The following is a 25,735-nucleotide window of genomic DNA, read 5'->3' as shown; positions in this document are numbered from 1 at the left end:
GCGGTCGGGCGCTGTGGCAGATGAGCTCTTCAAGGGCTACCAGGGTGCCATACAGTCTGATGGGTATGAGGTCTACAGCAGGTTTGAGAACGTTCAGGGCATCGTGCTGTTAGGATGTATGGCACACGTGAGACGTAAGTTCGAACATCTGGCGGCTGACGATAAGAACGCCGCCCATATCATCGAAACGATAGCCACGCTTTATGAGTTGGAGGAAAACCTCAAACACAAGAAAGCACCACCCGAGGAAGTGGAAACAGAACGAAAGGCTAAAGCTTACCCTATTCTTAAGTATTTGGAGACCTATATGTTGGATGTACACAAACAGTACACCCCAGGCGAAGCTATGGAGAAGGCACTGCGTTATGCCTTCGCCGTATGGATACGCATTGGCAGGTATGTGCAGGACGGACGCTTCAACATAGACAACAACCTTATGGAACAGGCCATCAGACCCATCACGCTTGGAAGAAAGAACTACCTGTTCTGTGGTAACAATGAGGGAGCGGAGAACAACGCCATCTTCTATACCTTCATGGCGTGTTGCAGGGAAGCAGACATAGAGCCATACAAATGGATGAAGGAAGTTCTTTCAAGGTCCCTGCCAGATATGACGGAGGAGGAACTCACGAAAATGCTACCTTCAAACTTCAAATAACAAATAACCCTTATATGCTGCCAGACATATAAGGGTTATTTGTTGGTGTGAAAGGCGGCTAATATTGGATGCTTACCTTTCACTGACAAGAAGAAAAAAAGGAAAAGACGCTCACTTCTCCTCGCAAAGTATTACCTTTGCAACAGAAATAGTAAGCGTTCTTTGGCTATTCAAAATATTGTGTATCAGTGAACTTGGCTCATTTCCAAATCGTTACCTATACGACCTGCATTTAATCGCAGAACCTTGTACTTTAAGCACTTAGCTCAGAATCATATTTTTTTATCGGACAGCAATAATAATACAATTTTAAACTTGCTTTACTCGCTTCATACTCAAGCCAATACGATTGCGCTTGTAATCTATTTGGGTTACTCGCACTCGCACGTGTTGATGCAGATGTACTATGGTTGTAGGGTCGGAAACGAATTTATCGGCAAGTTGGGATACGTGAACAAGACCGTCTTGATGAACACCTATATCGACAAATGCGCCAAAGTTGGTGATGTTGGTAACGATACCAGGGAGTTCCATTCCTTCGTACAAGTCGTCAATACTATGTACCGAAGCATCAAACTCGAACTCTTCCAACTGTTCACGTGGGTCACGCCCTGGCTTTTCTAATTCTTGCAGAATATCATTAAGCGTTGGTAGTCCTACTTCTGCGGTGACATAACGCTTAAGGTCTATACGTTTTATTGCTTCTTTATTGCCGATGAGTTCTGCCACACTGCAATTTTGGTCGTTTGCCATAGCCTCAACAATATGATAACTCTCTGGGTGTACAGCCGAATTGTCTAATGGGTTTTTAGCATTGGGTATGCGAAGAAAGCCTGCACACTGTTGGAAAGCAGCTGCACCGAGGCGTGGAACTTTCTTTAATTGCGTACGAGCAGTAAATGCTCCATTTTCTTTTCGGTAGTTCACAATGTTTTGTGCCAAGGCTGATCCTAATCCACTGACATACATTAATAAGTGCTTAGAAGCTGTATTGAGGTTTACACCCACTTGATTAACACAACTTTCTACCGTTTGGTCTAATGAGTATTTTAGTTTTCCTTGGTCAACATCGTGTTGGTATTGACCTACACCGATGCTCTTAGGGTCAATCTTTACCAATTCTGCCAATGGATCCATTAGGCGACGTCCAATAGACACTGCTCCACGGGTAGTTACATCTTCATCGGGAAACTCCTCACGTGCTGTGGTTGATGCCGAATAGATAGATGCGCCATCTTCGCTGACAACAAATACTTTAGGTGTTTGTTTTACTTTAGACGTTTCTTTCTCTTCGTTTGAAAGGTTGGAAAGGGCGTCAGTGATAAAATCCTTAGACTCACGACTTGCAGTTCCGTTGCCAATAGCAACAGCCTCTATATTGTACGAGCGTATCATTTTTAATACAGCAACAGTAGCTTGTGCATAAAGTCGTTTAGGAGGGTGAGGGTAGATAATTTCGTGATGTAGCAGATTGCCTTGTGCATCTAAACAAGCCATTTTGCAACCATTTGCAAACCCAGGGTCAAGAGCCAATACACGTTTTTGACCTAAAGGAGCTGAAAGCAGCAATTGGCGGAGGTTCTCTGTGAAAACCTTTATCGCCTCTTCGTCGGCCTTTTCTTTGCTTAATGCTGCAAATTCATTCTCGATACTTGGGTTAATAAGGCGTTTGTAGCTGTCTTCTACTGCCTCGGCTACCAAGGTTTGACAAGCCCCACGTCCGTGTACAAATTGACGATTTAAACGTTCGGTACAATCTTCATTATCTATGGAAATGTTTACACGCAATACTCCAGCTGCTTCTCCTCTACGCATTGCTAAAAGACGATGGCTGTTGCAACGGCGCAAGGGTTCGGAAAAGTCGAAGTAATCAGAGAATTTCTGTGCTTCGTCTGTGTCCTCCATCTTTTTCACAACCTTAGAAGAAATGATAGCCTCACGCTTATAAGCTCCACGCACAGTATTGCGGGCTTGCTGGTCTTCGCTTACCATTTCGGCTATGATGTCTTTAGCTCCTTGCAGTGCTGCTGCTTCATCTTTAACATCACCCTTAATAAAACGCTTGCTTGCAATTGTTGGATTTTGTTCACGTTGCATCAGAATAAGCGTAGCAAGAGGTTCAAGTCCCTGTTCACGTGCAATTTGTGCTTTGGTTCTACGCTTAGGCTTATACGGAAGATAAATATCTTCAAGCATTGTATTATCCCAACACGCTAAGATTTTATGCTCCAATTCGTCTGTCAACTTTCCTTGCTCACTAATGGTTTTAAGGATAGTTTCTTTTCGTTTATCGGTTTCCTTTAGCTTGTCGTTGAGTTCAGCGATGCGTGCTATCTGTATTTCGTCTAAGTTGCCTGTACGTTCCTTTCTATATCGAGCTATAAAAGGGATAGTGCAACCTTCGTCTAAGAGATTTAAGGTTGCGTCAACCGATTTCTCCGAGAGGTTTAATAGGCTTACGATGTGTTTGGTGTACTTATTCATTGTCAATATGTGCTAATGCGGTTATCTATCTTTTGAAATGTAAAGATATAAAATAATTTCCACATTAGCACATTCATAGCCAATAAATAATATTTTTTGCGTTAGCTCTTATGCGATGGAAAACGTTGTGTTATGTCGTTTGCCACATTTACGGCTTGCTTTATTCTGTCGCCCATCCCTATACCATCTTTTATGTTTCCTGCTATTCGCAGGGTAGGGTATTGGTGTTCTATGGCATCAATAACGGCAAGTCGTTCGTCAGTCCCTTCCATATATTGTGGTATAGCACGTTCGTGTCTGAATATTTTAATGATGTCAGCCTTTGTACCTTCAGGATATTTTAGCATTGTGTGTAGGGTGGTGTTTACGATTGAAGCTATTTCTTCATCGTTTAATTTCAGATATTCAGGATGGCGAGTTCCACCTAAAAAGTAGGCAAAAGTTGCTCCTCCTTCGGGTGCTCTATTGGTGAAACAAGCTGAAGGCATCAACATTCCTAAAATCTTTTGATGCTCACAGGAAGGTACAAGTCCGCCAAAAGCACGCCAATTCACATTTCCAGTATGCTTTATTCCTACACCTACACCAATTACAGGCGAGTAGTAAAGATTGTCTAATAACTCGGTTTGTTCTTTGGGCAAGAAAGTTAGCAAAGTTGGAAGTTCGTATGAAGGGCACGTGGTAACTATCTTTTCGGCAATAACGATATTTTCTCCCCACGTTATTTTCCATTTCCCTTCGTGTGGTGTTATAGAAATATTCTTGCAATTTAAAGATATTCGTTCCTCTGTTATAGCTTTCCCAAGGGATTGAATAAGCTGCGAAAAACCTCCTTTGGGCGAGAATATTTCTTTGGTAGCCCTGCGTTCACGTGGTGTTTTTTTGCGCTTAGATAGTGCTATGCTGCCTCGAATAAATCCTCCGTATGTTTGTTCCAGATTGTAAAGTTTAGGAAGTGCAAGACGAGTAGGCAATAAATAAGGGTCGCTGGCATAAACCCCCGATAAGAAAGGGTCGACAGCATAATCCACAAAGCTTTTGCCCAATCGTCTTTCAGCCAACTCGCCCACAGTCTCATTAGGGTTTTCGCCTTTTTTACGCCAAGGCTCACCAAGCAAACGAAACTTGTCTTTTAGAGAAAAGAGTGGGGTGGTAAGCCCTGAAATAGGATTAGAAGGGATTTTATAAAGTTTGTTTCCTTTCCAAATTAAGCGACACTTGCTTGATTTTAGAGCAGGCTCTATGGTGCAAAACTTTGCTAAATCGTCAAAAAGCTCTGCCACTTCAGGGTGTTTTATTGTGCCTGTACTTGGACCTTCTTCCATTACAAAACCATCAATACGTTGGGTTTGCATTAGTCCACCAATACGATTTTCTTTTTCAAGCACTTCTACGTCGTGACCATTCTTTTTCAATTGCCACGCACAAGTAAGTCCTGTAAGTCCTGCACCTATTACAACTACTTCTCTATTTCTTTGCATTCTGTATCTTCTTTATGATATGTCTGCAAAGGTACTAATTATCTTTGCTTCGCACAATCCTTATTTATAAGGAATAAAAGGCAAAGTATTTACTTTTCTTCTGTATCTAAAAACCGAATAACTCTACAAGGATTGCCCACTGCCAAGGCATTGTCAGGAATGTCTTTTGTAACAACTGAACCTGCTCCAATTGTAACATTATTGCCAATCGTAACACCCGGGAGAACTACAGTGTTGCCACCAATCCAAACGTTATTTCCGATGGTGATAGGATAAGCATATTGCATATCGGCATTGCGTTCGGTGGGATTGAGTGCGTGCCCAACTGTATAGAAAGCACAATTGGGAGCAATAAAAACATTGTCGCCAAAAGTTACCTTTGCTTCGTCAAGAATTACAAGGTTGGTATTGGCAAAGAACTGATCGCCCAATATTATGTTGTAGCCATAGTCACAAAAGAAAGGAGCAATGATTTTAAAGGTTTCGCCCGTTTTTCCTAATAGCTTTCGCAAACGTTGGGTGCGTTCCTCACGTTTAGAAGGCGGAAGATGATTGAGATAAAAACATTCTTCTTCACATTCGTTTAGCCCTTTCAGTACTTCAGGGTCGCTACCAATATAGGGCAATCCTTGATTTTGCTTTTCTTTTTCGGTCATTGTTGTTTTTCTTTTTGATAAGCCATTCGTGGGTTGCCATTCTCTAAATAGATAATTCCACAATACGTAAAACCCATTTTTTCCACGGCTTTACGCATTAGAAGATTGTCTTCGTGCGTGTCAATGCGGAGATTATCTATCTTTTCAAAACAATATTCTACGGCTTTTCTCAATATGCCGTGCGTGTTAGGGAGCGAGGCTATACGATGAATAGTGCCGTAAGACTTATTATTTATCCACCCTTTCCCGTCTATGTGCTGATAAGTAGGGTCTTCGCCGAGAATAAATGCAAAGGTTGCAATAGGCGTTTTTTCCTTGTTTTCTATAAGATAGCTATTGCCTTGTGCTATGTCTGTCTCTATTTGTGCTTGAGTAGGGCTGCCGTTGCTCCATTGGTGGAGATTGCCCGATGCTATCATTTTTTCTCGTCCGTGCTGGATTAAAGAAAGAATAATAGGTAAATCTTTTGGTTCAGCCTTTCTTATCATATTCGTTTTTAGAATTTAGAGGGAAGTTAAACCCAAATAGGTCATTAGCCCGCAAAGGCTTTTTAAAGCGTTTAGATGTTATGCTTTTCTTCGTCTTTGCACCTTATTTTGGCTCTTTTCGTTTGTTTTTTCAGTTGTTTAGCTCGCTAAACGTCTTCAAAAACAACCAAAAATAGCTCAAAATAAGCTTGCAAATCTCGAAGAAGTCTAACGAGCGATTTGGGTTTAACTTTTCATGATTTCTTCCTTTAATCAATAAATCTTTTGGTTATTTCTCCGTAGCTTTCAATGCGTCTATCACGAAGGAAGGGCCACCAACGACGTACATTTTCGCTACGTTCCATATCTATTTCGATGATTAAACTTTCTTCATCATCGTCACAGGCTTGATAGTGTAATTCGCCTTGAGGACCTGCCACAAAGCTACTTCCCCAAAACTGTATTCCTTCGGTTTGATTACTTGGGTCTGCTTCGTGACCTACACGATTTACAGCCACCACAGGCAAGCCATTTGCCACTGCGTGTCCACGCATCACAGTTGTCCACGCTTCGCGTTGACGTTGCTGTTCTTCTATTGGGTCGCTTGCTGCATAACCTATTGCAGTTGGGTAAATCAATATCTCTGCACCTTGCAATGCCATCAATCGAGCTGCCTCTGGATACCATTGGTCCCAACAAACAAGTACCCCAAGGCGTCCGATGCTGGTGTCAATAGGTTTAAAGCCAAGGTCTCCTGGTGTGAAATAGAACTTTTCGTAATATGCAGGGTCGTCTGGAATGTGCATCTTGCGATACTTGCCTGCAATTGTTCCGTCTTTTTCAAACACTACTGCTGTATTGTGATAAAGACCTGCTGCACGTTTCTCAAACAACGATGTAACCAATACCACACCATACTCTTTAGCCAACGCGCCATAAAGATTGGTTGATGGTCCCGGGATAGGTTCTGCAAGATTGAAGTTGTCTACATCTTCTACTTGACAGAAGTATAACGAGTTGTGCAATTCTTGTAGCACAATAAGTTCTGCACCATGCTTTGCAAGATCGCGTATCCCCTCTGTCAATCTTTCTATATTTTTTTGTATGTCAGCCGTATTGTGTAACTGAAGCATACCTATTTTTATTTCTTTCATCTTTGTTGAATGTTAAGTTCACCTTAATATTATATAACGCCTTCAGGGAACTGCATTGTAAGACAATGGATAGACCCGTGTTGGCGAACGATGGTTACTGAGTCGATGCCGATAATGTCATAATCGGGGAAAGCCTCCTGAATGGTAGCCAAAGCCTGTTTGTCGTATTTGGGTTGATTGTACGTAGGCACAATTACAGCCCCATTTAGTATTAAAAAGTTTGCATAAGTTGCTGGCAAACGTTCACCCTCGTCATAAATGGCTTCAGGGATAGGCAGTTTGAACAGTCTGTAAGGCTTTCCTTCCAATGTACGAAGCGATTGTACCTGCTCGTCCAATGCGCGTAAATCTTCAAAATGTGGGTCGGCTGTGTTATCAGTGCTGATATATAGCAATGTGTCGTTGGGCGCACAACGTAGAATGGTGTCAACGTGTCCGTCGGTATCATCGCCTTGCAATTCTCCGTGTTCTATCCATACCACACGCTTCATATTAGGGAAAAGCTGCAATAAGCGTTTTTCCAAATTGTCTTTTGTCAAGGGTTCGTTACGATGAGGAGCAGTAAGGCAAGCCGTTGTAGTGAATAGTGTTTGCTTACCATCGCTCTCTATCGAGCCGCCTTCTAAAACAAAATCTTTATGATTTTCCAATACACCACAGAATGTGTCTTCAAAATAGAGTTGGCGATTGATACGATTATCCTTGTCGGCAGCAAACTTTTCGCCCCACCCATTGAAACAGAAGTCCATCAAATGGAAAGGCATTTTGGTTTCCTTGTTTGCCGTCTGTGGTATGAGCGTAATGGGCGCAACATCTCTTGCCCACGTGTCATTGTTTTCACATTGACGGAAAATAACATTACCTATCTGCTCATTGCTCAATCTGTTGTAAATCAACTCTTTCACTGCTTCTAATTCTTGTGCTACTATAAGCAGTTTTTCGTATCGAGTAATGACTTCAGCAAGTTGTAAATAAGTTTCTGTTATCTCTTTTAGATAAGGATACCAATCTGTATCCTTGTGTGGCCAAATCAACATTATGCCACTCTGTTTTTCCCATTCGGCAGGAAATCTAAATGTATTTTGCATTCTTTTTATTTCTATTTATGTCTGCAAAGATAATAAAAAGAAAAGATAAAGGAAATTGTTGACGGATTAATTTTATGGATACTTCTATGATAATTGTAAGTAATCGTAAATTCATAAAAACTAAATAAACGAATGTTTGAAATGAGCGAATTGATGAATGAATTAATTCCATTCACGAGGAAAGCAACCATATTTTGAACAAAGTGAAAACGGATATGTAAAAACGTATTAATTTATTCATTACTTTTGTTTCTGTTACATAGTTTTTCATTAACTTTGTACATTATATATAAAATAGAACAATGACAGAGAATAGAATAGAGAACGGACAACATAAAAATCCATTTTTAGAACCTTATAACACCCCACATAACACTGTTCCATTCGACAAGATTACTCTTGCCGACTACGAGGAAGCTATGCTTGAAGGCATACGCCGTGAGAACGAACAAGTAGAGAAAACCATCAACGACCCCGAACCTCCGACATTCGACAATACACTTATTCGTGAAGACGAAGTGGAAGGACGTAAGCATTATTACGACCTCTTGTCGCGTGTAGAAACAGTATTTTTCAATATGTTGAGTGCTGAAACCAACGACGAGATGGACGCTTTGGCTCAGAAGATGAGTCCTATTCTCACTCAGCACGCGAACGACATCAGCCTTAATCCCAAACTTTTTGAGCGCATTAAGGCTGTTCACGAAAACCATAGAGAACTAACTCCTGAAGAAAGCAAGCTGTTAGAAGAAAGCTACGATGGTTTTGTACGCAGCGGTGCATTGCTTGATGAAGAAGGCAAAGATAAACTTCGCAAATTGTCAGAGGAGGCAAGTATGCTCGCTTTACAATTTTCTCAAAATCTTTTGAAAGAGAATAAGGCTTATACACTTCATATTACAGACGAAAAACAATTAGACGGACTCCCTGAAACCGTAAAAGCAGCGGCTGCAAGTGCTGCTCGTGAACGCGAGTTGGAAGGTTGGGTAATCACCCTCGATGCACCAAGCTATGGACCATTTATGATGTATAGCAGTCAACGTGCTTTGCGCAAAGAACTCTATATGGCGCACAATACCTTGTGTATAAAGGAGAATGAAGAAAACAATCTCAACATTTGCAAGCGTCTCATCAATCTCCGCCGTGAAATGGCACAGCTCTTAGGCTATGAAACCTATGCAGATTTTGTGATGAAATACCGAATGGCAAGCAATGTTGAGAATGTTTATAAACTACTCAACGACCTTATTGAGGCTTACAAACCTACCGCAATTGAAGAGCGTGATGAGGTTGCAACCTTAGCTAAAGAACGAGAAGGGGCAGACTTCGAACTGATGCCTTGGGATACAGGTTATTATGCACATCAATTAAAGTTGGCTAAATACGATCTCGACCCCGAAATGTTGCGTCCTTACTTTGAGGTGAACAATGTTATTAAAGGCGTATTTGGTTTGGCTACTCGCCTTTATGGCATCACCTTTAAGGAGAATAAAGACATTCCTGTTTACCACGCTGACGTGAAGCCTTACGAGGTTTACGACAAAGACGGGTCGTATTTGGCAGTGCTTTATGTAGACTTCTATCCTCGCAAGGGTAAGCGTGATGGTGCGTGGATGACCGAATATCAAGGTCAGCACATCAACAAAGAGGGTGAAAATATTCGCCCTCACGTGTCAGTGGTAATGAACTTTTCAAAGCCTACGGAGGAGAAACCAGCCCTGTTGCGTTTAGGAGAGGTAGAAACTTTCTTGCACGAATTTGGACATTCGCTCCACGGCATATTTGCCAACAGCCGTTTTAGTAGTCAGTCAGGAACAAACGTCTGGTGGGATTTTGTAGAACTTCCATCACAGTTTATGGAAAATTTTGCAGTAGAAAAAGACTTCCTCCGTACCTTTGCCTTCCATTACGAAACAGGCGAACCTATGCCCGACAAACTTATCGAGAAGATTGTGGCGAGTCAAAACTTCAATGCCGCTACGGCTTGTTTGCGACAAGTGAGCTTTGGACTGCTTGATATGGCATACTACACACAGAAAGACGAGTTTACCGAAGACATTATTCCATTTGAAAAAAAGGCGTGGGAGAAAGCAATTCTTGGAACACAATTAGACAATACGTGTATGACCACCCAGTTCTCGCACATTATGGCAGGAGGCTATGCAGCAGGTTATTATAGCTATAAATGGGCAGAAGTGTTAGATGCAGATGCGTTTAGCTTGTTCAAAAAGAATGGTATATTCGACCAGGCAACAGCGCAAAGTTTCCGTGACAATATTCTTTCGAAAGGTGGTACAGAACATCCTATGACACTTTATAAGCGTTTCCGAGGTCAAGAACCCACAATTGATGCACTATTGGAACGCAACGGAATAAAGAAAAAGTAGAATTTTATATGCTTTCGATGCTGTTAGATTAAACGACAATGAAGTTAGACAAGCAAACTCTTTTAGATTATAGATACCTCCGAATGGCCCGTGTATGGGCTGAAAACTCGTATTGTAAACGCCGTCAGGTGGGTGCATTGGTTGTAAAAGACAAGATGATTATCAGTGATGGGTACAATGGTACGCCGAGCGGATTTGAGAATGTCTGCGAAGACGAGACAGGTACTACTCATCCTTACGTACTCCACGCCGAAGCAAACGCCATTACTAAATTGGCACGAAGTGGAAACAATAGTGATGGGTCAACGCTCTATGTAACCGCATCGCCTTGTATTGAGTGTGCTAAACTCATTATTCAGTCGGGCATAAAGCGAGTGGTCTATGCCGAAAAATATAGATTGACAGAAGGAATAGACCTCTTGAAACGTGCTAACATCGAAGTAGAATATTTAAATATAGAAGACAATGAGTCAGAATAAGAGCAATCGTTTTATGCCTTTATGGCTTGCATTGTGTGTAGCATTTGGAGTTCTTATCGGTACTTTTTATGCTAATCATTTCTCGGGCAACCGTTTGAACATCATCAATAGTGGTAGTAGCCGCTTGAGCAATCTATTGCATATTATTGATGATCAATACGTTGACTCGGTGAATATCAATGACTTGGTAGAAAAAGCCTTACCTGAAATTCTTGCTGAGCTCGACCCACATTCTGTGTACATCAGCGCAAAAGATGTTCAGATGGCTACTGACGATTTGAAAGGGTCGTTCTCTGGCGTGGGCATTGAGTTCATTATACGAAACGACACCATACACGTGCAGAACGTTATAAAGGACGGACCAGCTGAAAAAGCAGGTATTCTTGCAGGCGATAAGATAGTCAATATCAACAACAAAACTTTCACTGGTAAGATTGTTACAGAGGAAGAAGCCAAGCATCGCTTGAAAGGTGTGAAAGGCTCTAAGGTGAAAATAGGAGTGCAACGCTATGGTTCTAAAGAAGTAAAATATTTCCTTGTAACACGTGGCGACATCACGACACACAGTGTTTCGGCTACTTATATGCTCAACGACTCTACGGGCTATATGCGTATCAAGAGTTTTGGCGAACGCACATACGCAGAGATGATAAACTCGCTACAACAGTTGACCCTTCAAGGAGCTGACAATATTGTTATCGACTTGCGTGACAATACGGGTGGATATTTGGAAAGTGCAATCCAAATGGCTGACGAGTTTTTGAAGAAAGACCAACTCATCGTCTACACCGAAGGTCGTAAAAATCCACGTAGAGAATACCGCAGTCGTGGTAAAGGAAGTTACCAAAACATTCCACTTGTGGTGCTGATTAATGAAGGTTCTGCTTCTGCTTCTGAAATCTTTGCGGGTGCGATGCAAGACAATGATAGAGCTACCATCGTAGGTCGCCGTTCTTTTGGTAAAGGCTTGGTTCAGCAACAGATACAATTCCCTGATGGCAGTATGATACGCCTTACCATAGCTCGCTACTACACACCTTCGGGCAGATGTATTCAGAAGCCTTTCAAACCGGGTGATAACCTCCAGTACGAGCAAGACCTTGTAAGTCGTTATCAGCACGGTGAGTTTTTCTCGCAAGATAGCATCAAGCATACAGGGCCAGCTTATCATACCAATAATGGTCGCTTGGTTTATGGTGGCGGTGGCATTACACCAGATATATTTGTGGCTGAAGATACCACAGCTATGACCTCTTATTATAAGCAGGCAGCTGTGAGTGGATTGATATTACAATATGCATTCAAGTACACCGATGAAAATCGTCAGAAGCTGAAGCAATTTACTGAAATGCAGCCATTGTCTGAATATCTTACAGGAAGAAACCTTGTGAGCGACTTTGCCAACTATGCGGAAAAAAATGGCCTGCGTCGTCGTAACAACCTCATAATGAAGTCGCATAACCTCTTAGAGGAATACATTCAAAGCCGCATTATTTATAATATGTTAGACGAGCAGGCGTGGAATCAGTATCTTAACCGTGACGACAAGATGGTGAAGGCTGCTTTAGAGGTGTTTAAGAACGGAGAATCTTTTCCAAAAGCACCTATAAAACCAGTAAAAAGAAACATAACAAATAGACACTAAACCTACGAAATGGGGTAAATCGAATGATAAGGTTCGGTTTGCCCCATTTTGTTTTTCAACCCAAATCGCTCGTTAGACTTCTTCGAGATTTGCGAGCTTATTTTGAGCTATTTTTGGTTGTTTTTGAAGACGTTTAGCGAGCTAAACAACTGAAAAAACAAACGAAAAGAGCCAAAATAAGGTGCAAAGACGAAGAAAAGCATAACATCTAAACGCTTTAAAAAGCCTTTGCGGGCTGATGACCGATTTGGGTTTAATCCTACAATGATGATGAATAAAAACGAATTGCGCAAAGAGATAAGAAACAGAAAGCGACAGTTTACCCCCGAACAACTGCGTGAACTCTCACAACCCATTATTGATAAACTCCGCAATCACCCTAAATTGCAGGCAGCCAAAACGATAATGTTGTATCATTCTATGCCCGATGAAGTTTATACGCACGACTTTGTTACCGAAATGGTGGAGGCTGGCAAGGAAGTACTTCTACCTGTGGTAATTAGCGAAACCGAAATGGAAATTCGTAAATACACGGGATTGCAAGATATGGCTATCAGTTCGTATGGTATTTTAGAACCTGTGGGCGAGGTATTTACCGACTATCAGAGCATAGAGTTTATTGCTGTACCGGGAATGAGCTTTGACAGTCATCGCAATCGTTTAGGACGTGGCAAAGGTTATTACGACCGTTTTTTGGCTCAAGTTCCATCGGCTTACACCCTCGGAATATGTTTCGACTTCCAAAAACTTGATACCATTCCAGCCGATGTGTACGACAAAAGGGTAGACGAAGTGATATAAGAAGGAATAAGGGAAAATAGCTATATACGGAAGAATAGAAGAAAGTGATTTTGTTCATAAATAACAGGAAACAATTTTGTAATCCATTGCTATTAAGATGATTACATCTGCGTTCTAAAACATATATGTTTGAGGTGGTGAAACATATATGTTTTACACTCCCAAAGTTCAACTTTGGCGATGCAACTAATCAATGAAAATGAAGATAAATCTAAGTTTGTGCAAACTTACTGATAATAAGGAGGAAACGAAATAATTTGCATAAAACTGCTCTGTTCGTAAAAGGCAGGAAAGTGCGGATTTAAGCAGAAGTTCAGTTACTAAATCATTACCAAGATTGGGAATAGGTAACGAAATGCAGATATAGGTAACTGAAATTATTTGGTTCGTGTGTTTGTTGCTTTGGTCGGCAGTTTTCTGCATAAGTAAGGAACGCTTTAATTCGGGTAACTTTGCCCATAAAAATTAAAGCGTATGAAAACAGTAAAGATGAAGGTGTTGCTCTACCTCAAAAAGAGCGGTATGGACAAGTCGGGTAAGGCTCCCATCATGGGACGTATCACGCTTGGAAGGAGTATTGCGCAGTTCAGTTGCAAACTGTCTTGCAACCCCGATTTGTGGAATCCCCGTGAAAGCNAATGGACGGAAAGAGCCGTGAGGCGGTGGAATTGAACGGCAGGTTGGAAAGCCTGCTGCTATCCGTCCAAACAGCCTATCAATCTCTGCTATCCAAAGGTTGCCCATTTGATGCAACTGATATAAAAGAGGAATTTCAAGGAAGCGTTCAATCTAAGTGTATGCTTATTGAAAGACTGGATAGACTCATCAAAGAGAAAGAAAACCATATCGGGATTGACATCAAGGAGGAAAGTATTTTTGGCTACCATTCCACTCGTACCCATTTGCAGAACTTTATACAAAGGAAGTATAAGGTTGCTGATTTGGCTTTCTCACAGCTTACTGAGCAATTTATCTACGACTTCCAACAATACTTTATGGGTATTTGTGGGTTTCAGGAAAGTACGTTCTATAATGCCGCTACCCATCTGAAAACGGTATACAGATTGGCTTATCGTGAAGGATTAGCCGATATTTTATTGTTTGATATTGCTGTCCGGTAAAACTCAAAAGAGCATAAATATCCTCCCCGAAGCCCTGTAAAATTGGACTTCGGGGGTTATTTTTTTCAAAAGTAAGCCCCCTAGTCGAAAAGACTTGGTTCTGGTGGTGCTTTTTGCATCTCCTTTGCAAGGAAATCATTCCAAGTTTTTTCGGGGTTTTCCATAAATGCGATAAAATCGACGTAGTACATAAGCATAAGTCGTACCATGGTAACAACTTGTGAGAATGCACAGTGTCGCTTGATGCTTCTCGACAGAACTGTTATCAGCAGATTGGCTATCAGAACCACCCATGTCTGTATTTGTACGGCGTTGACGCTGTCCCCATAGAAGAAATGAAGTGGGAAATTCTGTTTGAGCTGTTTGTACAACGACTCGATAGCCCATCTTAGGCGGTAGATTTCAGCAATGTCCTCAACAGTAAAGTCAAAGTTGTTGGTCAATAGTACAACAGGTCTCTTTGTCTCGTAAAATATCTCCACCCTTCGTGCCTCGTGGGTGAGTTCTCCTCTTGTAAAAAGCACTTTCTGATCAATATGCGTTACGAGGCCCTCTGCATTGACATACGTAACGGATTTAAGTACCTCATACTTAAGGTTTTTCTTCATTTTGGTCACGTAGCAAACGCCCTCTTCTGTAAGACGTTGGAATTGCGCGACATCGACATAACCACGGTCCATTGCTAAAGTGGCGTCTTTGGGCAGATGCACCTCTTTGAGCAGGTAATGGTCGTGTTTTGCAGCTGAAGTGAGTTGCACCACCATTGGCACGCCGACATGATACTTCATTACCGTATGCACTTTCATACCGCCTTTCTTCTTGCCTGATTTTGGATGCCGCCCGACACCTTTGAGTATGTTGTCAAAGAGCGTTATAGTGGTAGAATCCATCATGTAAAGCAACTTCTCCCAGTCTTTAGGCTCGTGCGTCTGCCCCTTATAGCACTTGGAAGGGCGGCTGTCCGCTAAAAATTTGGCATACTTCTCCAAAAGATACGCATAAACACTTGCAAAGAACTCCTGAGGGCGGCGTATATTGGCCTCAGCAAGCGTGCTGCGACGAACCAAATAGCTCATTCCGAGGTGTCTGAGCTTGTGAGCCTCAGCCTTCATGCCTATCTCAAGTTCGCGCAGAGAATCAAAGTGTTTGAGTATGCCGAACAGCATTACGACGAGATGTTGGTAGCCGTCAAAGCGCTTCACGTAAGCCTCGCTTCCTTTCGTTTCGCAGCTTATCTGAAGAATTTTCTCTTTGTCGAGTAACTTTAATACTTGACTATAGACCGGCTGTCCGGTAAAATGACTATCTTTGTTCATGGTTATGTTTTATTTTAGTAAAGACAAAGATAACCAAAAGGGCTGACACCTCGTGAGATGTGTCAGCCCTAATTTATTTTGTTTGAAAAAGTTTTACCGGACAGCAATAATTGTTTGACAAAGTCAAGGTAAGCAAAGGCGACAAGAAACTACCCAAAGCTCTTGACAGGTGTTCGCTTGACAAACTAATGAACATACAGTTTGGAGAGTTGGAGGAGGAAATGGAAACTGCAAGGGACTTGTTTGTCTTTGCCTGCCATACAGGTGCAGCTTATTGCGATTTGATGGAGTTAAACAGGTCGTATCTTGTCCGTGATGACGAAGGAAGCCTTTGGCTGAAGTTCAACAGGCAGAAGACAGGCGTACTTTGCCGTATCAAGTTGTTGCCCGAAGCCATCAGGATAATAGAGAAGTACAAGAGCGATGAAAGGGAAAGCCTATTGCCACAGATGAAATATGCCACCTATCAATCGTATCTTAAAGCATTGCGCCTAAGAGCAGGCATAGCCTTTCCCTTTACCACACATACGGCAAGGCATACCTTTGCCACGCTCATTACCCTTGAACAAGGAGTACCGATAGAAACGGTAAGCAAGATGTTGGGGCATAGTAACGTGAGTATGACCGAGCGGTATGCAAAGGTTACGCCACAGAAACTATTTGTGGAATTTGAGCGTTTCCTTTCTTTCACGGAGGATATGCAGATGAGTATTTAGCCATAGAATAGAAGCATTAAAACTAAAATCATGATGAGAAGTACATTCAAAACACTGTTTTATATCAACAGACAAAAGACCAAGGCAAATGGTCAAACCTCCATACTCTGCCGTATCACGATAGATGGCAAGAACTCTGTTATTACCACAAACGAAGAATGTAAACCTGCGGAGTGGAATACTAAACAGGGGACGACAACGGACAAGAAAATCAATCTTCGCCTGCAAGCATTCAGAGAACTGGTAGAGAAGACTTATCAGGAACTGCTCTTAAAAGACGGAGTGATAAGTGCTGAACTGCTTAAAAACAGATTGCAAGGCATAGCAACTTCTCCCACCACTTTGTTGGAGCTTAGCAATACAGAACTACAATCGGTAAGGGAAGGTGTGGGCAAGTCTAAGGCAGAAGGTACATATACTAACCTTTGCTATGCAAATAGGATGCTGTGCGAGTTTATAAAGGACTTAGAGAGTAAGGATATAGAAATCCGAAGTATAACGGAGGAACTGTTTGAGGAATACCGCTTCTTTCTTAAAAAGAAAGGATTGAAAGGCTCTACCATCAACAATTATCTTTGTTGGCTGAGCCGTTTAATGTTCCGTGCGGTAAGCCAGCGCATCATTCGTTATAATCCATTTGAGCATGCAGAATATGAAAAGGTGGAAAAGGCTATCCGCTTTCTTAGTAAGAGTGATGTGAAAAACCTGATGGCAATGAAGATGTGTGATAGCGATGCCGAACTTGCAAGGCGGATGTTCATCTTCTCCTGCTTCACAGGTTTAGCCATTACGGATATGGAACACTTGACGTTTGGGTATATCAAGAGCGCAGCGGACGGACAGATGTATATAAGAAAGGAGCGTCAGAAGACCAAGATGGAGTTCATTGTGCCGTTACACCCCATTGCCAAGACGATTATCGAGCAGCAAAGGCAACTACAAGCGGTGAAAGAAGAAGGCAATAACACGGATATGGATAATCGTCTTATCTTTCAACCCTGTTGCAGCAGAAGTGTGTTAGCAGCGAAGTTAAGCATCGTAGGCAAGGCTTGTGGTATCAAGCAACGTCTGTCCTATCACATGGCAAGACATACCTTCGGAACGATGTGCCTAAGTGCAGGTATTCCCATTGAGAGCATCGCCAAGATGATGGGACACGCATCAATTGCAAGTACGCAGATTTATGCGCAGGTAACGGACAGCAAGATTTCGGAGGATATGGACAGACTCATCGCCAAACATCAGGAAAAGAACAAAGAAAACGATACAATGGAAACGGAAGCTATTACCATAGGGGCAATGGCTATTGCCAACACAGGCAGAAACAAAAGCATGGAGGAAACGGCATGAATACAAAGAACAAACCACAGATAGAAGTAAAATTCCATCAATGCAAAGAGCGCAGTTATTATGAATGGGGCTGTAATATGCAAGTCGTTCGCAAAGAAAATGGAGAAATTGCCATGACGGAGGGCGAACTTGCGAGGTTCTTCGGTGTAACGTGGAGGAAGCTCAATAATAGACTTCAAGAGATAATCCGCAATCCCAACCTGCACCCTGATGAAAGGAGTGCAGGTGAGAGGGTAATAGTCAGAGATAAGGAGTTGACAGGTTATGCACCGCTTTACCCGCTCCCAATTATCATTGCCCTGTCTTTCCACTTGGATAGCACAGAAGCCCACTTCTTTAGAAAGTATATCATCCATGAGTTACAGCGACCGTCCGCAACCATAACATCGATATTCCTTTTTGGAGAAACGCAGCATTAAATTATATCTATCCTTTTTCTTTCACCGATACTATCCTACTACATAACTACAAAAGGAGTAAAGCGATGAAAGAAAAAGGATTAGCTTGTAGTAGTGTATATAATTGGCTTATACTACTTCGTAACTACGTTTTACCTTTTTCTTTCATCGCCTTATCCTACTTACGTGATTTAAGAGAGAACTATATTATGTTTGTTATTCGCCTGATAATCATTTGTAGTACGCTTTCATTGCTGACAAGTATGGTTGCTGTACCTGTCATTCCGCCTATGAGTTGATACTTGCAATCCGTTATCTTTACTTGCGCCGTGAACACACTGTCTTCTGCCAAATGGTGGGGAGTATGTGATGTGGCTACTATTGTGCCACCAGCTACTCCGTAGGTTTCTGCATCATAACCATCAAACTCAATGTTAGTTGTCATTCCGTTTTCTATCGTATTGACATACCTGTAAGGAATGATTAGTGTGCCTTGATGGGCATTTGTCATCTGCATCTTTGCACTGATGGTTTCGGGATAAGGTATAAAATACCCACCTACCAGCAGTCCTAAAATCACAATGGTGATGATTGTGATACCATAACGGACAATCCTTGACGGTATCTCGCCAATGATATGCCTTACTTTCTCGCTGCGGAGTTCTATCTTGTCGTCTGCCATAGTTGTTTTGCCTTTTTTAATGTCAGTTGCCCAATTCCAATTGATTCTTCACGAGGTTATAGTATGCACCCCGCTTTGCCGTGAGTGCTTCGTGGTTGCCAATTTCTACCACTTTGCCTTTATACAATACCACTATCTGGTCGGCATTCTTCACCGTACTTAGTCGGTGTGCCACGATAACTACTGTCTTGCCTTTGTAGAACTCGTCCAGATGTTCCACAATCATACGTTCGTTGTTGGCATCGAGCGAGTTGGTAGCTTCATCAAGGAAAATATAATTAGGGTTCTTGTATACGGCTCTCGCTATCAAGATGCGCTGTTTTTGTCCCTGACTTAAGCCGACGCCATCGCGCCCTATCTTGGTGTTGTATTTTAAGGGAAGTCCCATTACATAGTCATGAATACAAGCTATTTCCGCTGCCCTTTGCAATCGCTCCTTGTCAATCTCACCATCATCTACGGCAATATTCCTTGCAATGCTCTCGGAGAATATTACACCGTCTTGCATTACCACACCACACTGTCTGCGCCACCATTTCTTATTTAGCGTATTTACATCTGTTCCACCGATATTGATTTGTCCGCCCAATACGGGATAATAACCCAACATCAATTTAATAAGTGTTGTCTTTCCACTTCCCGATGCACCAACTATGGCTGTTACCTTGCCTTTGGGAATGGAAAGACTTACATCATTTATGATGGTTTTTAAGGCGTGGGGATCATACTTGAAGTTTACTGTGTCAAGTTCTATTCCCTTATTTTCTTCTTTCACAGCTGTTTCCAATCCTTGCTTCCCGTTCTCATCATCCATTCGATGGATTTCGTTGATACGTTCAAGACTAATCTTTACATCTTGAACAGAATAGAAGAAACTCATCAACTGCTCAACAGGAGAATTAAGCTGCCCGATGATGTACTGCACGGCAAGCATCATACCCAAGGTGAGTTGTCCGTGAATAACGGCTGTGGCTGCCACCACCGTGATGACGATGTTTTTCAGTTCATTGATGAAGATGCTGCCTGCCTCCTGTGTCTGCTGGAGTTTCAGCGATTTCATCTGCACTCCAAAGAGGTCTGCTTGCACGTCTTCCCACTCCCAACAGCGGCGTTGTTCGCAGTCTTGGAGCTTTATCTCCTGCATAGAAGTGATAAACTCGTAGGTCTTGTTGTTGTTGATGGCTTGTTGCTCGAAGAGTTCATAGTCGAGTACCTTTCTACGCCTGAGGAAGAGTGCAAGCCAACCGCCATAAAGCAGACTGCCGAGCATAAAAATAGCAAAGACAAGCCAGTTATAGGATAACAGTACTATACTGAACACCACGAAGGTGAAGAGCGAGAAGACGATGCTGAGCGTTTGCTGTGTTAGAAACGTATTCACACGGCTGTGGTCACCCATTCGCTGCATAAGATCGCCCATTAGTTTTGTATCGAAGAACGACATGGGGAGCTTTAAGAGTTTAATGAAGAAGTCGCTCACCAAAGAGATGTTGATGCGCAGAGAGATATGCAGCAAGAGCCAACGACGGATAAAATCAATGGCTGTACGGCTCACGGTAAGGACAAGTTGCCCCAAGAGTATTAACCAAATGAAGCCAATGTTTTGATTCTTGATACCTACGTCTACAATGGCTTGCGTGAGGAAGGGCAGGATGAGTTGCAGCAGGCTTCCCACCAGCAAGCCCAAGACAATCTGCCCGAAATACTTGCGGTATTTCTTAATATAGCCAAAGAGGAACTTGAACGAGCGTTCCTCTTTGATTTGTTCGTCTGCTTTGCGTTCATAAAAAGCAGGCGTAGGCTCTAAGAACATCGCAATTCCCTTTTCCTCACCGTCCGATTGTGTACTAATCCAATGCTTTTTAAACTCCTCAAGGTTGTATTTCACAAATCCTTTCCCTGGGTCGGCAATGTAGAAAGTCTTCCCTTTTTTTACTTTATACAACACCACAAAATGATTCTGATTCCAATGGAGGATAGAGGGTAATTCTGCGTTTACTAATTGATTTGTTCCTACTCTCCCACTAACCGTTTTTATCCCAATTTGTTTTGCTGTTTCAGAAATGCTCAATAAAGAAACTCCTTCTGTCGTAGAATAACAGTATTGGGAAATAAATTCTGTAGAGTATCTTTTTCCAAAATAGCAGCATACCATCTGAATACAAGCAATACCACATAACATAGAATCCTTTTGTCTATATACCCTAAAGCAACTCATACGAATGTTATAAGCGATTTGTATTTATTCCGATTTTTTTAGGATGCACATTGAGTTTTTTTCCAAACTGATAAGATATTGATATATTTAACACCCTATATGGTTTATAGTCATATATATAAGTTATGCCATTAGATTTAATAATGGACTTTTCATGTGATGCCAACATATTTTGATATTCTATTCCTATTGACAACTTCTTATTGCAAAGTAAATATTTTAATCCAAAATCAATTCTATATCTTGATGGGCTTTCTCCTACTACATCTTTTTCTTTTGTCTGAAATTGCCCCCATAAATTTGCGACCAAAGTTTTTGTGGAGTTGAAATAGATATTATTATTTATATAAAAAAACGCAGATGTCTGTTTTATATTTTCTAAATTGTATCCACTCATTGGATTAGAGTTAATCATATAAATACTACCTTCTATAGAACTATCAAACCATTTAACTTTATCAAAATAATAAGAAGCATCTATACTATATAATTGCTTCTTCATAATATTATTTATCGTTATAGTTGTAATTTTTGTAGATTTATCGGTTTGTGTGTAAGAAGCAATTACACGATTTTTCCATACAGCACTGGTTGATAAAGAGAAATTCCCTAAAGTATAACCTAATTCAATAGCGTATGACTTTTCTGGTAAAAGTTGTGAGTTGCCCGACTGAATAGTATGCGAGTCTATATATGTTGTAAACGGATTTATATCTACATAACTGGGGCGATTAATTCTACTAGAAATACTCATAGAAAGCGAATTGTTACCATTCCAACTATAATTCAAAAAAGCAGTTGGGAATAAATCAAATTGATTATTCCGAGTGCGACTATTTAGTTTTATAGAATTCCCATCCAGTATTCCATATTCCCCACGTAAACCCAACTTCATTTCTAATTTTTCTGAAAACTTATATCTTATATCGGCATAAGCAGCAAATATCTGTTCGCGATATACGAAATGGTCATTTAAATCATGCCCATTACTGATATAATCATAATTAGTTTCATTATCTGTCTTAGATAGTGAATAGAGGGCACCATATGAAAAAGTTGTTTCTCCTATAGGTTGTTCTATATCGATTTTACCTTGATAGATATTTATTGCTGTATTAGGATTATTCGTGTAATTTAAACTTTCATCATGTGTGGTTTGAAGATTAATGCGATCCTTTATACGGTAGTTTAAATAATCTAAATTTACATTTATAGTTCCCTTTTTGTTTATAAGATTATTAGCAGTATAATGTAAATTTGCATTAGCACGGTGATATTTGCTATTAAAATCAGTGAACGTTTCAAAATATTTAGAAAGGCTTCTTTCGTCTGAAATTGATGTGGCTGTCTTTGTTTCAGCATTTGGGTGCATATTAGAGTAGGTAATAATTGCTCCTAACACAGAGTTATTAGTCAATCCATAGTCAACCCCAGCAGTGATAAGCATGTAATTGTTGGACTTTAATTTATGATTGGTAGTGTACCATGTTTCTAAAGGATAATATATCTGCGTCTTTCTATCGGTTTGCATTGTGCCGAAACCTTTCCCAATATTTATATATGCTTCTACTCGATTCTTTTTATATTGCATACTATAGTTAACTCCATTATACAATCGCTCTTTGATAGATAATCGATTTGTTATATAACCTCCAAAATAATTGTTCTGCATTTTTTTTGTTATAAAATTGATTATCCCTGCATTGCCTTCTGCAGAGTATTTTGCAGGTGGGGTGGTCATTACTTCGATTTGTTTCAGATTATCAGAAGGCAGTGAACTCAAAAAAGAAACCAACTCTTTCATATCCATTTTTAGTTCACGCCCGTTCATAAGAAATATCACTTTTCCCTTACTGATCATGTTGACAGCATCATCTTGGACAATTATTCCTGGAGTATGTTTTAATACATCCATAAAATTCGATGCTACTGCATTAAGCCTCTCTGCATTGAATACTATGCGGTCTATGCTCCGATGGACAAGATGTTTTTTAGATGTAACCACAACTTCTGATAATTCAGTGATAGCAGAATCTAATATAATATTAATAAAAATATCATTATTGACACTTTCAAATCTATGGCTATATTCAGCATAACCAAGGCATGAAGCACTAAGTGTAAATAACTTATAGGGCACACCTTCAATTGAAAAATTACCAGTAGAGTCACTATATGCACTCGTAATAGTAGTATCCAAACTGTCTTTAACCACAAGAGTAGCCTTACTTATGGCTTTCCCTTGTGCATCTGTAATTTTACCTGACAAATTAATGTTCTGAGCACAAATAACCTGTGCGTTTATAAAAACTATGAAAAAAAGTATCCATTTACCCATTGTATTTTTCTATCATTGATTTAACCCAAAAATCTGTTATTAGATAATCGCTTAAAGACGTATCTATGCTTTTTAAGGAACAAATGTCTTTTGACCAATTTCCATTATGTTCCAATAACTTCTGACTACATGGTCCCATACATACGGGTAGCATTTTACAATTAAGGCATTCTTTATTTTCAAACGTAGCTACAGCTAACCTTTGAGCTATTAAATCCTCATCTATTTCTATAGTTCCATCTGCCTTTAATACTCCGTATTGGGTTTCACTAGAGAGTGTGCGTCCATTACATTTATGAATTGTCCCATCGTAGTTTATAACAATAGAGTTTTTTGTATCTGATGGACAAGAATAAGGAAAGCCTCTGAAAGTGCCCTGATTCACACAGAATCCCTCTCCTATGAAATTCTTGAGAATCTTTCTCAAAAGTTTTTTATATTCTTCTGTTGAATCTTTTTCCGTTTGCCAAACTCTTTCAAAATGCACGAAAATCTTTTTCCTATCTATATCCTTTATTCTGTCTAAAATTTCCGAAATACCGGGTAATGTTGTATTATCATAGTTTATCCTTAATGTAATAAAAAATTTTTCTCCTTGTATTTCTTCTGCTAATTTGTGTATTACCCAAAGAATATGATCGTAGGTCGGTTTATTCCCTTGCTTCCAAATTCTTACTTTATCATGATGTTCTTTATCGCCATCAAGAGTTATCTGTAAATGTGGATTTAAATACTTTAGTTTATTAATAATTTCCTCATCTATAAGCGATGCGTTAGTTACAAAAAAACAAGAAAAATATTTCCCCGCCTTCTCTATTAGTGTTTTTATTTTTGACAGAAGTGGATAGGTTATTGAATTGAAGTCTGTAAAAGGTTCACCGCCAAACAATGTAATAAACCTCAAATCCGCAACTTAACTTTTCAACGTCCTTCTTGCGTGTACACATCCTCTCATTACTGAATTTGCTCTAAGTTTGCAGAAGAATGCGACGCAGTCGCATAAACATTAAATAATCAAGGTAAAACTATGATTGCTAAAGACAGTTTCGTACCTTTGTTGTAAAAAGGTAGAATCGGTCTGTCGAAGAGGTAAACCAATGAATTTGCTAGTCTGAAGACTAAGATCTGTTTCGGACCTCATCGACATAGTTGCAAAGACCAGATAGAAAGTTATCGGCTCTGAGCCTTGTTAGAGTGTTAGTCCATACAACTATCGACCAATTCTACTTAATAAAATTGTACAAATATATGAAGAATTTATTTATCGGAGTTGATTTTTCGAAAGAAAAAGTTGATGTGGCTATCATTTTTGCAGATGGTCTGACAGAAACGGCCCCAAGAGTGTTCAACGAGTTCAAGACAACAGTGTCTGGCTACAAGCAACTGGTCAAGTGGGTGGAGAAGAATTCCTACGGCATCGACCCCTCCCTGTGGCTCTTCTGCGGTGAAAATACTGGCGACTACAGCAAAGGACTATGCAACTTCCTCTACGGCAAAGGCTACGACATGTGGCTTGAGAACGCCAAGAGCATCAAGGACGCATCAGGTCTCAGACGATTGAAGTCTGACCGCGCCGACGCCTCGATGATTGCAGAATACGCTATGAGAAATCACGACAAAGCCGTTATGTACANTTCAGCGTGTCCTTCTGATGAAAACGAACATTTGTGTTGCCATCGCTATTCTCAATGCCAACGATTAAGTCGCCAATAACCGCCACGCCAGGGCGATAACCAGGGAACTTCTTGTATGTAGGCTTTGCATCATACTTCTCTGTCTCTATGAACTGATGGTCGAAATCAACATCATACATCTCGTCCTCTTTCAGTTGGCCAGATGCAAACATACAATTGAGCAGTAAAGTATTGAGAGTGTCAGCCGTGTTGAAATCGTAGTTCTTACCCGTATCTGACGTGTATGAGATGTTTTCTTGCGTCAGCTCCTTTATCGCTCTGAGGATAGTATCAGAGCTACAAGTTCGAAGTGTCGGATGAAGCGAGAGATGGCTCATCAAATGAGTAGTGATATCCTCAACACATGAGCCACCACAGAAGTAGATACTCATGAGTGAACGGATGATTTCGCTGTACTGATAACCGAATGATCTACACCTTAGACCGAGGGTCGAGTCGATTACAGATGACAATGTGGAGTCAAATTGCTCCATGATTGAAAATATTCCTCCAAAAGGAGTGAGTTTCTCGGATTTAATATGTATTTTTGCCATGCCATATCAGAGTTTTGCTTGCTTGTTTTGCAACACTAAGATAAGTGAATTCTTTGACATGGCAAAATC

Annotated in this window: 19 protein-coding genes and 3 pseudogenes; 10 read left to right on the top strand and 12 right to left on the bottom strand. The window is 40.7% G+C overall.

Annotated elements, in window-relative coordinates; genetic code table 11:
- On the top strand, window positions 1-658 hold a 658-nt coding region (locus tag CZ367_RS04585), incomplete at its 5' end, for an IS66 family transposase (RefSeq protein ID WP_144006020.1).
- Window positions 659-967: 309 nt separating this feature from the next.
- Here the strand turns inward: CZ367_RS04585 and CZ367_RS04580 are convergent.
- The 6 genes from CZ367_RS04580 to CZ367_RS04555 form a co-directional block, all read right to left on the bottom strand.
- Window positions 968-3,142 carry a Tex family protein gene (locus CZ367_RS04580; protein WP_077195817.1) on the bottom strand — a complete coding sequence of 725 codons (2,175 nt, stop codon included), beginning with the start codon at window positions 3,140-3,142 and terminating at the stop codon, window positions 968-970.
- A 101-nt stretch (window positions 3,143-3,243) separates the two neighbouring features.
- Window positions 3,244-4,623, bottom strand: a complete 1,380-nt coding sequence (hemG, locus tag CZ367_RS04575; protein WP_077195816.1) for a protoporphyrinogen oxidase — start codon at window positions 4,621-4,623, stop codon at window positions 3,244-3,246.
- An 89-nt stretch (window positions 4,624-4,712) separates the two neighbouring features.
- Entirely contained in the window at window positions 4,713-5,279 is a 567-nt protein-coding gene (locus tag CZ367_RS04570) for a sugar O-acetyltransferase (RefSeq protein WP_077195815.1), read from the bottom strand.
- Window positions 5,276-5,767, bottom strand: coding sequence for a GNAT family N-acetyltransferase (locus tag CZ367_RS04565; RefSeq protein ID WP_077195814.1), 492 nt, complete (start codon window positions 5,765-5,767; stop codon window positions 5,276-5,278). The genes CZ367_RS04570 and CZ367_RS04565 overlap by 4 nt, the downstream gene beginning before the upstream one ends.
- A 248-nt stretch (window positions 5,768-6,015) precedes the next feature.
- Window positions 6,016-6,900: a carbon-nitrogen hydrolase gene (locus tag CZ367_RS04560; RefSeq protein ID WP_077195813.1), complete on the bottom strand. Its 885-nt coding sequence runs from the start codon at window positions 6,898-6,900 to the stop codon at window positions 6,016-6,018.
- Window positions 6,901-6,929: 29 nt separating this feature from the next.
- The gene (locus CZ367_RS04555; RefSeq protein ID WP_077195812.1) at window positions 6,930-7,988 is read right to left on the bottom strand and encodes an agmatine deiminase family protein; all 1,059 of its coding nucleotides are present in this window, start codon (window positions 7,986-7,988) and stop codon (window positions 6,930-6,932) included.
- A gap of 302 nt (window positions 7,989-8,290) precedes the next feature.
- Here CZ367_RS04555 and CZ367_RS04545 point away from each other — a divergent pair, with 302 nt between their 5' ends.
- The 5 genes and pseudogenes from CZ367_RS04545 to CZ367_RS04520 all read left to right on the top strand — a co-directional run.
- Entirely contained in the window at window positions 8,291-10,375 is a 2,085-nt protein-coding gene (locus tag CZ367_RS04545; RefSeq protein ID WP_077195810.1) for a M3 family metallopeptidase, read from the top strand.
- Between the two features lie 38 nt (window positions 10,376-10,413).
- Window positions 10,414-10,854, top strand: a complete 441-nt coding sequence (locus tag CZ367_RS04540) for a deoxycytidylate deaminase (RefSeq protein ID WP_077195809.1) — start codon at window positions 10,414-10,416, stop codon at window positions 10,852-10,854.
- Window positions 10,841-12,499, top strand: coding sequence for a S41 family peptidase (locus CZ367_RS04535; protein ID WP_077195808.1), 1,659 nt, complete (start codon window positions 10,841-10,843; stop codon window positions 12,497-12,499). Before CZ367_RS04540 ends, CZ367_RS04535 begins: the two co-directional genes overlap by 14 nt.
- A 267-nt stretch (window positions 12,500-12,766) precedes the next feature.
- A complete protein-coding gene (locus CZ367_RS04530) occupies window positions 12,767-13,300 on the top strand; it encodes a 5-formyltetrahydrofolate cyclo-ligase (RefSeq protein ID WP_077197361.1) in 534 nt (177 codons plus the stop codon).
- Between the two features lie 474 nt (window positions 13,301-13,774).
- Window positions 13,775-14,406 (top strand): annotated as a pseudogene (locus CZ367_RS04520) (phage integrase SAM-like domain-containing protein); the annotation flags it as partial.
- 95 nt (window positions 14,407-14,501) lie between these two features.
- Here the strand turns inward: CZ367_RS04520 and CZ367_RS04515 are convergent.
- Window positions 14,502-15,737, bottom strand: coding sequence for an IS4 family transposase (locus CZ367_RS04515; RefSeq protein ID WP_077195715.1), 1,236 nt, complete (start codon window positions 15,735-15,737; stop codon window positions 14,502-14,504).
- A gap of 110 nt (window positions 15,738-15,847) precedes the next feature.
- Here CZ367_RS04515 and CZ367_RS04510 point away from each other — a divergent pair.
- From CZ367_RS04510 to CZ367_RS04500, 3 genes and pseudogenes are all read left to right on the top strand, one after another.
- Window positions 15,848-16,453: pseudogene (locus tag CZ367_RS04510) on the top strand (site-specific integrase); the annotation flags it as partial.
- Between the two features lie 33 nt (window positions 16,454-16,486).
- Window positions 16,487-17,803: a site-specific integrase gene (locus tag CZ367_RS04505; protein WP_202613112.1), complete on the top strand. Its 1,317-nt coding sequence runs from the start codon at window positions 16,487-16,489 to the stop codon at window positions 17,801-17,803.
- On the top strand, window positions 17,800-18,222 hold the full coding sequence (locus CZ367_RS04500) for a hypothetical protein (protein WP_019036709.1): 423 nt from the start codon (window positions 17,800-17,802) through the stop codon (window positions 18,220-18,222). The genes CZ367_RS04505 and CZ367_RS04500 overlap by 4 nt, the downstream gene beginning before the upstream one ends.
- Before the next feature lie 181 nt (window positions 18,223-18,403).
- Here the strand turns inward: CZ367_RS04500 and CZ367_RS04495 are convergent, their stop codons facing one another.
- From CZ367_RS04495 to CZ367_RS04480, 4 genes are read right to left on the bottom strand one after another with little or no spacing between them, the layout of a single operon-like run.
- Window positions 18,404-18,883: an HlyD family secretion protein gene (locus tag CZ367_RS04495; protein ID WP_077195805.1), complete on the bottom strand. Its 480-nt coding sequence runs from the start codon at window positions 18,881-18,883 to the stop codon at window positions 18,404-18,406.
- Between the two features lie 22 nt (window positions 18,884-18,905).
- Window positions 18,906-21,065, bottom strand: coding sequence for a peptidase domain-containing ABC transporter (locus CZ367_RS04490; RefSeq protein WP_394334138.1), 2,160 nt, complete (start codon window positions 21,063-21,065; stop codon window positions 18,906-18,908).
- A gap of 43 nt (window positions 21,066-21,108) precedes the next feature.
- The gene (locus CZ367_RS04485; protein WP_077195803.1) at window positions 21,109-23,439 is read right to left on the bottom strand and encodes an outer membrane beta-barrel family protein; all 2,331 of its coding nucleotides are present in this window, start codon (window positions 23,437-23,439) and stop codon (window positions 21,109-21,111) included.
- On the bottom strand, window positions 23,432-24,343 hold the full coding sequence (locus CZ367_RS04480) for a radical SAM/SPASM domain-containing protein (RefSeq protein ID WP_077195802.1): 912 nt from the start codon (window positions 24,341-24,343) through the stop codon (window positions 23,432-23,434). Before CZ367_RS04480 ends, CZ367_RS04485 begins: the two co-directional genes overlap by 8 nt.
- Before the next feature lie 344 nt (window positions 24,344-24,687).
- On the opposite strand from CZ367_RS04480, the gene CZ367_RS04475 reads away from it, so the two are divergent.
- Window positions 24,688-25,152: an IS110 family transposase gene (locus CZ367_RS04475; protein WP_237581539.1), complete on the top strand. Its 465-nt coding sequence runs from the start codon at window positions 24,688-24,690 to the stop codon at window positions 25,150-25,152.
- Here CZ367_RS04475 and CZ367_RS04470 read toward each other — a convergent pair.
- Window positions 25,076-25,666: pseudogene (locus CZ367_RS04470) on the bottom strand (IS1380 family transposase); the annotation flags it as partial. The gene CZ367_RS04475 and the pseudogene CZ367_RS04470 overlap by 77 nt on opposite strands.
- Between the last annotated feature and the right edge of the window lie 69 nt (window positions 25,667-25,735).

This window comes from Prevotella ihumii, from assembly GCF_900155655.1.
GTDB classification, from domain to species: domain Bacteria; phylum Bacteroidota; class Bacteroidia; order Bacteroidales; family Bacteroidaceae; genus Prevotella; species Prevotella ihumii.
The sequence above is the reverse complement of the archived record's forward strand: the minus strand, read 5'-3'. Positions and strand labels throughout refer to the sequence as shown.

Excerpts from the sequence above, each read along its gene's own strand:
- CZ367_RS04580 (WP_077195817.1), bottom strand. The coding sequence starts at position 3,142 with ATGAATAAGTACACCAAACACATCGTAAGCCTATTAAACCTCTCGGAG.
- hemG (WP_077195816.1), bottom strand. The coding sequence starts at position 4,623 with ATGCAAAGAAATAGAGAAGTAGTTGTAATAGGTGCAGGACTTACAGGA.
- CZ367_RS04570 (WP_077195815.1), bottom strand. The coding sequence starts at position 5,279 with ATGACCGAAAAAGAAAAGCAAAATCAAGGATTGCCCTATATTGGTAGC.
- CZ367_RS04565 (WP_077195814.1), bottom strand. The coding sequence starts at position 5,767 with ATGATAAGAAAGGCTGAACCAAAAGATTTACCTATTATTCTTTCTTTA.
- CZ367_RS04560 (WP_077195813.1), bottom strand. The coding sequence starts at position 6,900 with ATGAAAGAAATAAAAATAGGTATGCTTCAGTTACACAATACGGCTGAC.
- CZ367_RS04555 (WP_077195812.1), bottom strand. The coding sequence starts at position 7,988 with ATGCAAAATACATTTAGATTTCCTGCCGAATGGGAAAAACAGAGTGGC.
- CZ367_RS04545 (WP_077195810.1), top strand. The coding sequence starts at position 8,291 with ATGACAGAGAATAGAATAGAGAACGGACAACATAAAAATCCATTTTTA.
- CZ367_RS04540 (WP_077195809.1), top strand. The coding sequence starts at position 10,414 with ATGAAGTTAGACAAGCAAACTCTTTTAGATTATAGATACCTCCGAATG.
- CZ367_RS04535 (WP_077195808.1), top strand. The coding sequence starts at position 10,841 with ATGAGTCAGAATAAGAGCAATCGTTTTATGCCTTTATGGCTTGCATTG.
- CZ367_RS04530 (WP_077197361.1), top strand. The coding sequence starts at position 12,767 with ATGATGAATAAAAACGAATTGCGCAAAGAGATAAGAAACAGAAAGCGA.
- CZ367_RS04515 (WP_077195715.1), bottom strand. The coding sequence starts at position 15,737 with ATGAACAAAGATAGTCATTTTACCGGACAGCCGGTCTATAGTCAAGTA.
- CZ367_RS04505 (WP_202613112.1), top strand. The coding sequence starts at position 16,487 with ATGAGAAGTACATTCAAAACACTGTTTTATATCAACAGACAAAAGACC.
- CZ367_RS04500 (WP_019036709.1), top strand. The coding sequence starts at position 17,800 with ATGAATACAAAGAACAAACCACAGATAGAAGTAAAATTCCATCAATGC.
- CZ367_RS04495 (WP_077195805.1), bottom strand. The coding sequence starts at position 18,883 with ATGGCAGACGACAAGATAGAACTCCGCAGCGAGAAAGTAAGGCATATC.
- CZ367_RS04490 (WP_394334138.1), bottom strand. The coding sequence starts at position 21,065 with ATGTTATGTGGTATTGCTTGTATTCAGATGGTATGCTGCTATTTTGGA.
- CZ367_RS04485 (WP_077195803.1), bottom strand. The coding sequence starts at position 23,439 with ATGGGTAAATGGATACTTTTTTTCATAGTTTTTATAAACGCACAGGTT.